The sequence below is a fragment of the Paraglaciecola sp. genome, from assembly GCF_030730205.1.
Classification (GTDB): Bacteria; Pseudomonadota; Gammaproteobacteria; order Enterobacterales; family Alteromonadaceae; genus Paraglaciecola.
Genome location: NZ_JANQVQ010000199.1, coordinates 1 through 12,243, shown reverse-complemented (window position 1 = coordinate 12,243; position 12,243 = coordinate 1). Strand labels below are relative to the sequence as shown.

9 protein-coding genes are annotated in these 12,243 nt (G+C 43.3%); 5 read left to right on the top strand and 4 right to left on the bottom strand.

Going from position 1 to position 12,243, the window contains the following annotated elements:
• Together NWQ57_RS13455 and NWQ57_RS13450 are read right to left on the bottom strand one after the other, a co-directional pair.
• Positions 1-872 (bottom strand): universal stress protein (locus tag NWQ57_RS13455; protein ID WP_306022671.1); only part of this gene is annotated, 872 nt, incomplete at its 3' end.
• A gap of 119 nt (positions 873-991) precedes the next feature.
• Entirely contained in the window at positions 992-2,968 is a 1,977-nt protein-coding gene (locus NWQ57_RS13450) for a lytic transglycosylase domain-containing protein (RefSeq protein ID WP_306022670.1), read from the bottom strand.
• Positions 2,969-3,210: 242 nt separating this feature from the next.
• On the opposite strand from NWQ57_RS13450, the gene fadB reads away from it, so the two are divergent.
• The 5 genes from fadB (at position 3,211) to NWQ57_RS13425 (ending at position 10,433) form a co-directional block, all read left to right on the top strand.
• Complete coding sequence (gene fadB / locus NWQ57_RS13445) at positions 3,211-5,379, top strand: fatty acid oxidation complex subunit alpha FadB (protein ID WP_306022669.1); 2,169 nt, start codon at positions 3,211-3,213, stop codon at positions 5,377-5,379.
• 21 nt (positions 5,380-5,400) lie between these two features.
• Positions 5,401-6,564, top strand: coding sequence for an acetyl-CoA C-acyltransferase FadA (gene fadA, locus NWQ57_RS13440; RefSeq protein ID WP_306022668.1), 1,164 nt, complete (start codon positions 5,401-5,403; stop codon positions 6,562-6,564).
• A gap of 180 nt (positions 6,565-6,744) precedes the next feature.
• Complete coding sequence (locus NWQ57_RS13435; protein WP_306022667.1) at positions 6,745-7,452, top strand: hypothetical protein; 708 nt, start codon at positions 6,745-6,747, stop codon at positions 7,450-7,452.
• 90 nt (positions 7,453-7,542) lie between these two features.
• Positions 7,543-8,409, top strand: a complete 867-nt coding sequence (locus tag NWQ57_RS13430) for an ADP-polyphosphate phosphotransferase (protein WP_306022666.1) — start codon at positions 7,543-7,545, stop codon at positions 8,407-8,409.
• A 92-nt stretch (positions 8,410-8,501) separates the two neighbouring features.
• On the top strand, positions 8,502-10,433 hold the full coding sequence (locus NWQ57_RS13425) for a bifunctional diguanylate cyclase/phosphodiesterase (protein WP_306022665.1): 1,932 nt from the start codon (positions 8,502-8,504) through the stop codon (positions 10,431-10,433).
• Positions 10,434-10,441: 8 nt separating this feature from the next.
• Here NWQ57_RS13425 and NWQ57_RS13420 read toward each other — a convergent pair whose 3' ends face one another.
• Positions 10,442-11,335, bottom strand: coding sequence for a dienelactone hydrolase family protein (locus NWQ57_RS13420; RefSeq protein WP_306022664.1), 894 nt, complete (start codon positions 11,333-11,335; stop codon positions 10,442-10,444).
• A 48-nt stretch (positions 11,336-11,383) separates the two neighbouring features.
• A complete protein-coding gene (locus tag NWQ57_RS13415) occupies positions 11,384-11,833 on the bottom strand; it encodes a DUF4174 domain-containing protein (RefSeq protein WP_306022663.1) in 450 nt (149 codons plus the stop codon).
• Positions 11,834-12,243: the final 410 nt, after the last annotated feature.

The window sequence follows — 12,243 nt, the reverse complement described above, 5'->3', positions numbered from 1 at the left end:
ATGATCAACACATCGGTTTTGAGTAAGGCTAAAACACTCTCAGCGGTATTACCCATAAGTTTGGCTCTCACACCTTTGCGCCCTACGCTTCCAATTATCACCAGTTCAGCTTGCACTTTAGAGGCAAGGCTTGGAATTACGGTACTCGCATCGCCGGCTTTTATATGAATTTGCTCAGTGGATACCGCATTCTCCCCAAGCATTTTTTGTAAGGCAGGCATGTATAATTCTTTGGCTCTTTTCAGGGTTTTATTTTTATCAATTAAGCCTAAATCTTTTAATACTGGTGATATTGCTACGCTACAGCAGTAATGCACAGGCATGCCGGTGATTGTGCCAAGTGTTGCTGCGGCATCAACTAATTTTTGGTTGAGCGCTTGTTTCGATTTGACTTGAGTCGCCATATCTAGGGCCACCATGATAGCGCGTTTTTTGCGCCACTTTTTTTCTGCAACCAACATTACTGGTGTTACACCATTACGCATTAAATGCCAATCAGTGGGCACATAAAATGCGCCTTCACTGCGGTGTCCGGTTTTGACAATCAAATCATAGTGTGTGGTTTTACTTTGTTGCTTGACCCAGCGGCTGATGTCTTTTTCCCATACCACTTCAGACGTAAGGTTTGCGTCGATTTTTAACTCGGTCATTTTATGGTTTAGCCATTGTTGATGAGCGAGCAGTAATTTAGCTTTGATGTCGTCAACTTGAGTGCTATCCAACTCTTTAGCAAGACTGGCCAGGTCTTCATAAATAAAAGCGACAATATGCAAACTGGCGCCAAATTTAGCAGCCATACTTGCGCTGTGTAACAAGGCTTTTTGTTCAGCATTTTGTTTGTCGGCGATGACTAAAATAGAATCGATTTTCATACAGGCCCTTATTTTTAAATTTCGCTCACGTTGTGGGTGACCACATACTTATCTCTTGAACTTGAGTATAACAATGATTTCTAAAGATAAACTTGAGTTAAAACAATAAAACGTCAGGTTTAGCTTTTGGGTAAAATTTGCATATTGGCGAGTTCTTTAAAGCGATTCTCGCGGTGACCTAATTGCTCACGGTAAATTTGTTGGTATGCCAACACCGCTTTTACGTAATTACGGGTCTCCTTATACGGAATGGTTTCAACCCATAAATCCATCGGCATACTGTCTTTTTCTGGCAACCAGTTTTGTACCCGGCGCCAGCCAGCATTATACGATGCAGTGACTAGGATAGGATTGTTATCCATTTTGTCCATTAAATAACGCATGTATTGGGTTCCCAATTCAAGGTTGGTGTCTGGATCGAACAAGCGCGAGCTATTGAATTTTTCTTTAGCCAAATAACGCGCGGTACTGGGCATTACTTGCATCAATCCTCTCGCTCCGGCGCCTGAGTTTGCATCCGGCATAAAGGAGCTTTCTCGTCTAACAATGGCAAACGCCCACGCTGGGTCGATATTATTTTTCTCGGCATTAATTTTTAACGTTTGATCAAAAGCCATGGGAAATCGTCGTGATAAATCATCTAAATATCCCGCTTTTGAAAAAGTGAAAATCGCTTGGTCGTGCCACCCTTTTTGATCGGCAAGTACTGCAGCAATTTTAAGTTGCTCATCACTGAGTTGCGATTGCAGAAAATACCACTCTCGTCTCGCACTAACGTTACGTCCTAACTCACGAAATTCAAAGGCTCGCTGAGCAGCCGGCATAGTTGCAACTGAGTCTAATTCTTGTTGGCTATAAACCAATGGCGTATTGTTTAAATTGGTTTGGCGAGCTAATTTACCGCTGGCCATAAAGCCATAATAGTGACGATGATCAGCTATTTTTTCATAATTGAGCTTGGCTTGTTGCGGCGCGCCCATTTCATCAAAAGCTCTCGCTTGCCAATACTGGAACAAATAATCTTTGGTCAAAAGGTCTGGGGCAAACTCAATCACATCTAAAGCATGTTTCCAGTCTTTTTCCCGCAATATATGGGCTAAATGCCACCGCACTAACTCTTCGTCTTGACTGGTTGCACTGGCTCTTTCTAACCATTCTTCTGCATCGGGATGGTCGATGATAGTTAAAGCAAGAGCAAATTTGGTGGCAATGCTTTGCTGCTGCTCTTGAGTGAACTCAAATCGAGTGGACAGTTTATGCCAACTGGTTAGTGCAAGATCACGATTATCCCAAACGAGGCGGGTTAAACCGTAAGTGATTATTTGCGTTTCGTACGCTAGATTGCGCCCTGGAAAATTCGATATGCGGCTCACTTGGCTAGGTGAACGTCTCACTTTTAACCATAGATCAGCTAAATACTGTTGTTCTTTTGGCAGCAAAGATTTTAAATACGGAATCAGGGTGGTACTGCCGCCATCTGCCGCTAACGATAAACGTTGCCACACCAATTCGTTAGTGCGCATACCTAAACGTTGCCATGCTAAAAACACCTTATCGCAGGCTTTGGGTTGTGATTCTCCTACTACCCAAAGCTGCTCAATGAGTTTGAGAGCCTCTGCTTGTTGATTGGGATTGGCCAACATAAATTCAGCTTTTTGACAAGCCAGCTCGGCATCGCCAGTATCGCGATAAGCGGCTAAAAATATATCTGCTTGGTTTTTCTGTCCTAAGTAATTTAACCACTTGGCCCGTAAAGACCGGTCAAGGGGGGAGCCAGCATAGTCAGTTAAAAACTGTTCGATCATGCTGCGGTTAGCCATGTAAGGAAAAGCGATAAGCGACTTTTGCTGCAAGTAGGGCTTGAGTGGATAATCAGCCAGTTCAAGCATTAATGCTTTGAAACGATTACTATTAGGTTGGTCTGCTAGGCGTTCCGCTTCTAAAAAGTAAGTTCGCTGTAATTGTAATTTACTTTGCGTGTTTGGCTCTGCTGCACACACAACAGTAACAAGCGTTGTTAGGAGGGTAAAACTGAGGACAAAAGGAAAAATAATTTTTACTGTCATACCATTGGTTGGATAAAAACCGAAACTCATCTTAGCAAATTAATACCCGCTACTGCCTAGCTATTTTAGATAAATTGTAAAAAATGTCAGATTTAACTGGAATGACCAGTTGAAAAGAAGTTAACTACCCACATGTTAGTATGTTGCAGCTTATTTGTTAAAAGTTAGGTTGATCTTTGTACAATCTTTAATAAGAATCAGCCTCACCCTACACCGAGAAGTGGTATTCACTTTTCTTTTCATCGCTCTGGCTTAGGCCACAGGAGATAATAATGATATATGCAGGTTCAAGCCTTAAGGTTAACTTGTTGCAAGATGGTATTGCAGAAGTTGTATTTGATGCTCAAGGCTCAGTAAATAAATTCGATCGACAGACAGTGACTGAATTGGCCGAAGCTACTGAAGCATTAAAAGCTAAAGCAGACGTAAAAGGGGTCGTAGTGCGTTCAGCAAAATCAACCTTTATTGTTGGTGCTGATATTACTGAATTCACTGGTTTATTTGATATGCCTGAGTCAGAAATACTCACTTGGGTTGCCCACACGTCGCAGGTTTTCGATCATTTTGAAGATTTACCTTTCCCAACTATTGCCGCGGTTAATGGTTTTGCTCTAGGTGGCGGTTGTGAAATGACCTTAGCCTGTGACTTACGTGTGGCGGATACCACAGCAAGTATCGGTTTACCCGAAGTAAAATTAGGTTTGATGCCAGGGTTCGGCGGAACCGTGCGTTTACCGCGTTTAATTGGTGCCGATAATGCACTAGAGTGGATGACCACTGGCCGTGATCGTAAAGCAGCTAAAGCATTGGCTGAAGGCGCAGTAGATGCGGTTGTTGCCCCAGATAAACTGTTAGATGCCGCACTCAGTATGCTGAAAGATGCGATTGCGGGTAAGTTTGATTGGCAAGCGCGCCGCGCGCAGAAACAAGCCCCGCTTAAGTTAAACAAAAATGAAAGCATGATGAGCTTCTCAACAGCAAAAGCCATGGTGTTTGCGCAAGCAGGTAAGCACTACCCTGCACCTCATATGATGGTAGATACCGTTGCAAAAGCAGCAGGTTTAGATCGCGATGGTGCCCTGAAACTAGAAAACCAAGGTTTTACTACTTTGGCTAAAAGCGATGCAGCTAAGGCCCAAGTGGGGATTTTTTTAGCTGACCAATTAGTCAAGTCTAAAGGTAAAAAACAAGCTAAAGCCGCCACCAAAGCCATCAAGCAAACGGCGGTATTGGGTGCAGGCATCATGGGTGGTGGGATTGCCTATCAGTCGGCGGTCAAAGGCACGCCAGTTATCATGAAAGATATTAATCAAGCTGCTTTAGACTTAGGGTTGAAAGAAGCGGCCAAAATCCTCGGTAAAGGCATGGAACGCGGCAAGGTTGATGCTAAAACCATGGCGTCGACTCTAAACAATATCGTGCCTACGCTAGAATACAGTGCGATAAAAGATGTTGATCTCGTCATCGAAGCCGTGGTTGAAAACCCGAAGGTCAAAGGTATTGTTTTAGCCGAGACTGAACAACATGTCAGCGACGATACCGTCATCTGCTCAAACACCTCCACGATTTCAATAAATCAGTTAGCTAAGAGTTTGAAAAAGCCAGAACGTTTTTGCGGTATGCACTTTTTCAACCCTGTACACAAAATGCCATTAGTGGAAATTATTCGTGGCGAAAATACCTCAGAAGACACCATAGCAACAGTTGTTGCTGCCACACTAGCCATGGGTAAAACCCCTATTGTTGTGAATGATTGCCCAGGCTTTTTAGTGAATCGTGTTTTGTTCCCTTATTTTGCTGGTTTTAGCAAGTTAGTGATGGACGGTGCTGATTTTACTGCTGTTGATAAAGTCATGGAAAAAGTCTTTGGTTGGCCGATGGGGCCTGCTTATTTGCTTGATGTTGTGGGTATGGACACGGCTGATCACGCTTCTAGTGTGATGGCAGATGGTATTCCACAGCGCATGCAAAAAATTGAAAACGACCCGGTTACCTTGTTATACAAGGCGCAGCGTTTGGGTCAAAAAAATGGTAAAGGTTTCTATAATTTCAGCGTAGATAAACGAGGTCGTCCCGCTAAGGCCGCAGCACAAGAAGCCTACGAATTGTTTGCAGGCCACTGTGCGGATAAACGTGAGTTTGACGCTGACGAAATTATTGCTCGCGTGATGGTACCCATGGCTAATGAAGCGATCCGCTGTCTAGAAGAAGGTATTGTTGCCAGTGCAGCAGAAGCGGATATGGCCTTGTTATATGGTCTGGGCTTCCCTCCTTTTAGAGGTGGTATTTTCCGTTACATTGAAACATTAGGTTTAGATAAATTTGTCGCTATGGCCGATAAGTATGCACATTTAGGCCCTATTTATCAGATTACTGATGGTGTTCGTGCTATGGCCGATGCCGGTAAATCGTATTTTTCCGCCGATGTTAAATCAGCTTAATCCCAACCTGAGGATCAGAACATGAAAGAAGTAGTAATCGTCGATTGTATTCGTACCCCAATGGGTCGTTCTAAGGGTGGGATTTTCCGTAACGTTAGAGCCGAAACACTGTCAGCTCATTTGATGAGTCAGTTGGTCGCACGTAACCCTGGACTTGATCCAAGTGAAATTGAAGACATTATTTGGGGCTGTGTACAACAAACTAAAGAGCAAGGTTTTAACATTGCTCGTAATGCACAGTTGTTAACGGACATTCCCCGCACTGTCGCCGCCGTCACAGTAAACCGTTTATGCGGTTCATCCATGCAAGCCTTACATGATGCAGCTAGTGGCATCATGAGTGGCCGTGGTGACGTGTATATGATTGGTGGGGTTGAACACATGGGCCACGTACCCATGGACTTTAACTTAGACTTTCACCCGGGTATTGCTCTGCACGCGGCACGCGCCTCTGGCAGCATGGGTATGACTGCTGAGTTATTAGGTCGTCAAAACGGTATTACTCGTGAGATGCAAGATGCCTTTGGAGCGCGTTCACATCAAAAAGCCCATGCTGCTACTGTTGAAGGTCGTTGGGCTAATGAGATCGTGCCTACCCTAGGCCACGATGCTGATGGCGTTTTAAAGCTAATTGATATTGATGAAGTGATTCGTCCTGAATCAACCGTTGAAACTATGGCGACCTTACGTCCGGTATTTGATCCAGTTAATGGTACCGTTACCGCAGGAACGTCTTCCGCACTGTCAGATGGCGCATCAGCCATGTTGTTGATGTCTGCTGAGCGCGCTAAAGCCTTGGGTTTAAAACCGCGTGCAAAAATTCGCTCAATGGCGGTCGCAGGGTGTGATGCGGCGATCATGGGTTACGGACCTGTACCAGCCACCAAGAAAGCTCTGCAACGTGCGGGTTTGAGTATGGCTGATATTGAACTTGCTGAATTTAATGAAGCCTTTGCCGCGCAAGCCTTGTCGTGTATCAAACAGCTTGGTTGGATTGATACCTATGAAGATAAAGTCAATCTTAACGGTGGAGCTATCGCACTTGGTCATCCATTGGGTTGTTCAGGCTCTCGTATTTCCACCACCTTGATTAACTTGATGGAAGCGCAAGATAAAACGATTGGTTTGGCCACCATGTGTATCGGCTTAGGCCAAGGTATTGCCACGGTGTTTGAACGGGTATAAACCTTATAACATGATAAAAAAGGCGCCTACGGCGCCTTTTTTAAGCCCGATACCATCGGATAGTTTAATCAGGTTTTCAGTCACAATATACCTTGCTAGTAAAGTGCATTGTAATGCCACTGCACATCGTTCACTATTTACAGTAAAGTAGCGTCTTTAAGGATATTGCGCTGTTGTTTCATGAATAGAAAAGTACTAAGAGTTGCCCGTTTTATCCATAAATGGGCGGGTTTATTGTTAGCCATTCAATTGCTGTTTTGGATACTGGGTGGTCTGGTCATGAGCGCGATTCCGTTAGAGAAAGTGCATGGCAAACATTTAGCCGCGCTGCACTTAGCGAATCCCTTTAAATTGCATGAGTACACCTACTCCCTTGACGCGCTTGTTAAAAACACGCCAGCGTTGGTCCATGCTATTCACTACAGGTCAATCTTAGCGCGTCCGGTATATTTGTTTGATACGTCAGAAGGGCAGCGAGCCTACGATGCGCAAACCGGTGAATACCTAACACATTTTGACAACGACACCATTGGACACATTGCGCAACAACATTATTTGGGCTCTGGTGTAATAAAAACGGTTACTTTACTTGAGCAGTCACCTCAAGAGGTGGGTAAAGCTAATGAGCCTATTTGGTCGGTCGAGTTTACTGATGCGTGGACAACAACCCTGTATGTATCACCTAGCACAGCGCAAGTGGTAAAAGTGCGCAGTGACATTTGGCGCGTTTTTGATTTCTTCTGGATGCTGCATATTATGGATTATGATGAAAGAGAGAATATCAACAATCCACTGCTTATTGGTTTTTCGGCTAGCGCCCTACTCTTTACTATCACTGGCATTGTGTTGTTGTTTCATTCATTTCGTCTTAGACGTCGTGTCAAATAAGGCCGTCTAAGGGTAAACCATGACTTGTAAATCTCGCTTGATAGGTATTCACTGGTAGCACTACTTTTTGACTCTCACGCAGGATGAATAATGAAATTTGATATCAGCGACTTTAGGGTAAAAGAGGGGCATGAGTGCGATCTCAGCCAATGGCCAACCTTAACCGAAGCCTTATATGACTCTAAAAAGCATTATCATAAAAAACTGAAAAAACAGATTAAGAAATTAAGTAAGTTACAGCGTCTGTTGTATGCCACCAATGAGCACTCGGTGTTACTGATTTTTCAGGCTATGGACGCCGCCGGTAAGGATGGAGCAATTCGTCATGTGATGTCGGGGATTAACCCTCAGGGCTGTCAGGTCACCAGTTTTAAACATCCAACTGCCACAGAGCTTGATCATGATTTTATGTGGCGTACTAATCAGGCACTGCCAGAGCGCGGTCGCATCGGCATTTTTAATCGCTCTTATTATGAAGAGGTATTAATTGTAAGAGTGCATCCTGAAATTCTTGAAAGTCAGCGTATTCCCGACCAAAAATTGGACACGAACCATATTTGGCAAGAGCGTTATCAATCTATCGTGCAGTCCGAGCAGCACTTAAATAGAAATGGCACTACAATTTTGAAGTTCTTTTTGCATTTATCCCAAGAAGAACAACGTCAACGTTTTCTTGCACGCATTGATAATCCAAATAAAAATTGGAAGTTTAGTGAAGCTGATATCAAAGAAAGACAATTTTGGCCTAAATACATGGAAGCTTATGGTGCCTGCTTGAGCGCTACCAGTAGCGATGATGCGCCTTGGCATATTATCCCAGCAGACGATAAAAAAAATGCTCGTATCATCATAGCTAAAATAATCGTTGAAGCATTTAAATCTTTGGATATGCACTATCCAGTTAGTGACGAAAAGCGCATTGCGGAATTAGAAAAATTCCGGAAAAAACTCGCTTAGCAGGAGAGTATAACGTTTACAACTGGCGGATAATTGTTGTACTTTTGTTAATATGTAGCACGGTTTAGTGGCGTCCACACAATGGAATTGGAGTGTTTATTAAAATCTTAAAGTACCTGATGCGCTTGGCGGATGGCGGGGCGAGAAGCCCGCAAGTTGTCTTTGCGCAATTTAATGAACTCATTACAAAAGTCCCTTTGTTGTATGCCATATTACTGGTCAACTCCCTTAGTTTGGCTTACACCCATTATGCGATTGCACCCGATTATTTGACTATTTATGTTTCGGCATTTTTGTGTGTAACCTGTGTTACGCGGGCTATTCGCTGGTATCGATTTAAAAATCTCACTTTCAGTTTAGAGCAGGCAATACATCAAATAAGAATGACGGTGTTTTTCGCTAATGTTATGGGAATAGGCTTCTCGTGGTGGGCCTATACCTTATATCAATATGGCGATTTCGCGCTGCAGTCCCATGTGGCTTATTATCTATCCATTACGGTCATCGGAATTATTATTTGTTTGATTCACTTGCCTGCTGCCGCGTGGTCAGCCTCAGTGACAGTCGGCGTTCCCTTTGTGATATTTTTCACGACTTCAGGCGAGCCGGTGTTTATTGCTATTGCTAGTAATTTTATCATGGTCGTAGCGGTATTAGTCATGATCACCCTGAGTTATTACCGCGCCTTTTCTAGTGTTATTGACGCCAAACAAACCTTAGAACTCCAAAATAGGCAAACCCGAAAACTGAATGCGCAAAATGAATTATTAGCGAACCAAGACGGTTTGACTAAGTTGGCAAATAGGCGCAGTTTTGCCAACTTTTTAAATAAAAAATTAGCCGATGAAAATCAGCAAGATAGTTTTATCGTGGGGTTAATTGATTTAGACGGGTTTAAGCCGGTCAATGATATACATGGCCATGCAGCAGGTGACCGAGTGTTGACGGAAGTCAGCGCTAGACTCAAGAAATTGCTGCCAAAGGACATTATGTTAGCCAGAATCGGTGGTGACGAATTTGCCTTAGTGATTGACCACAGTACGGATCACAAAGAAATCCAACTCTTAGGCAAAGGGATAACCGAAGTACTACAGAAACCTTTCACTATGCGCACCGGCCTTGTTCAAATATCCGGTTCATGTGGCTTTGCCATTTACCCAGAAGCAGGTAATACCGCCGATGAATTAATGGATCGAGCAGACTTTGCCTTGTATGAAGCAAAAAGCAGGGCACGAGGTTGCTCTATTATTTTTTCTACAGAACACGAGCAACTTATTAGGCAAAAATCACAAGTCGAATTAGCCTTAACCCAAAGCGTCAGTAGTCAGCAAATGACCTTGCACTACCAACCTATTGTGGATGGCAATACCGGAAAAATAGTGGGTTTAGAGGCTTTAGCTCGCTGGTTCCACAGTGAGTTGGGCCATATTCCACCCGACCAGTTTATCGCCATTGCAGAAAAAACCGGTATCGTCACTGAAATCACGCTCAGCTTATTTGAACAAGCTATCCAACAACTGAGTTTATGGCCGGAACCCTTGTACCTATCCTTTAACTTATCGGTACACGACGTGATTAATCGTAAAACATTGGTTCAGCTCAAACATATTCTCGATAAGCATGGAGTTGCCAGCTCCAGAGTGCAGTTTGAGATAACCGAAACCACCATGATGTCGGACTTAGAACATTGCTCCAACATCACCAGAGAATTACAACAAATGGGCTTCAAAATAGCCCTTGATGACTTTGGCTCGGGTTATTCAAGCTTAAGTTATTTGCATAAATTAGCATTTGATACCCTAAAAATCGACCGTAGTTTTGTACACAACTTACATGTTGATCAACGCAGTCAGGGCATTGTTAAAACCATACTCGCCTTGTGCGAAAGCTTCAATGTTAGCTGCACCGTTGAAGGGGTGGAAAGCGAAGAGCAAAAAGATTTGTTATTAGCACTAGGTTGCACACACATGCAGGGCTACTATTTCTATCGCCCTGCTAACATTGAACAGTTTACTCTACGTTAAGTTGTTTCTTACCCGACTAAGTGGCTGGCAAAAAAGTGTAGCGTGCGCTCCCACGCAAGTTCTGCGGCTGCTGCATCATATCGACTAGTAGAATCATTGTGAAAACCATGTTGAGTGCCTGGGTAGGTAAAAGCCTGAAACTTAACCTTGTTGGCTTCTAGTACAGATTTGTATTGTGGCCATGTATCGTTAACCCGTTTGTCTTGTTCGGCAAATTGTAAGAGGATAGGGGCTTTTACGTGTTTAACTAACTCGTCGCTTGCTGGTGTACCGTAAAAAGGGACGGCGGCATGAATGAGTTCAGGCACTGCCGCGGCCAAATAATTACTGATGTAACCACCAAAACAAAATCCTACTACGCCTAATTTGCCATTGGCTAGCTCGTGGTTTTTCAAAAATCCAGCGCCAGCAATAAAGTCTTGTTCAATTTTACTGCGCTCAAGTTCACGTTGCAGGGCTCTGCCTTCGTCGTCGTTGCCAGGGTAACCTCCCACTGGAAATAACGCGTCTGGCGCAAATGCAATGTATCCCTGTTTAGCCAGTCGCCTTGCGACATCTTCAATATAGGGATTGAGTCCGCGGTTCTCATGCACAACCAACACGGCAGGTAACTTTTTGTCTAGTTGTTTAGGCGTCACTAAATAGCCACGACCTTTCCCATGACCATGAGGTGACAAAAACTCATGATATTGCGCTGTTATATCTGGGTCATTAAAAGACACTTGCTCAGCCAATGCGTAGTTAGGTGTTAACGCTTGGGTTAACGTGCCTAAAGTCAATCCTACCACCGATAAAGAGGCTAAGCGGCTCAAAAAAGTACGGCGATCGATATCGCCATGGGCATATTCGTCATACCAGTCAAAGGCCTGTTGTGGAATTTTTGCTACATTTTTGTTGTGCATATTTTTTCTCCGTTAAGCCTGATCTAAACGAGTATTGAGTTGAAAAGATCAATTGCGCTTTTGCATCTCTTGTTGGCGCATAGGCATGCTATCAATACGTTGCAATACCTCGGCAAGTGTAAACGTTTGGCGGCGTAATTTTATTCCACCATCTTTACCAATCAAAACAACATTGGAGCTAATAAGTTCATTGCGTATTTGTTGCTTAGCGGTAATAGATAATGGGCTTATAACATTGCTATCGAGCTGCTCGCCGTCGAGCCAAAACCAAACTATTTCACGTTCAGCAATAGCTGCGTCTTCTGTAGCTAATAGAGTCATGGTTTCTTTTGGTAACACGCTGCCGTTTAGCAATATAAGCCGATTTTGCCATGCTAATGCTTCTAAAGTATCTATAGTTTGCGGCTGTGCATTTGCAATATTGAACGAGAATGAAGCAGTGCATAGACACAAATAAGCGCTAAGGTTACGGGGAATTTTCATGTCAGGTTTTACCATGCTATTTTGCACCTATGACTTACAGTATGGCGTTATTTATTAAGTATCAAGGAAAAGTTAATTCACCAAACTTTCAATCCCATAACTCTTACTGTTAGCTAAAATAAGGTAAATGAGTAGATAAATCCTGTTGGTTATATAAGCTAATATTGTTATTGCTACACAGATAGGACTTACGGGTAATGCTAACTCGCCAGAGTAAAAATATGAGGGGTTAGTGTAGTGGCATGCCATACAGGTGTTGGGTGGACTAAATTGGATACGGAATAGTGAAAATATCATCGAAATTCTTATGTTGTTTAATCCTCGGTTGCCACCTTTTTATTTGCCTTAAAGGATATGCGAATACTGAATTTTTTAATGAAACTCAGCTTCTTAAAGAGCTTGAGGCTTTACGTAATAACGCGGGC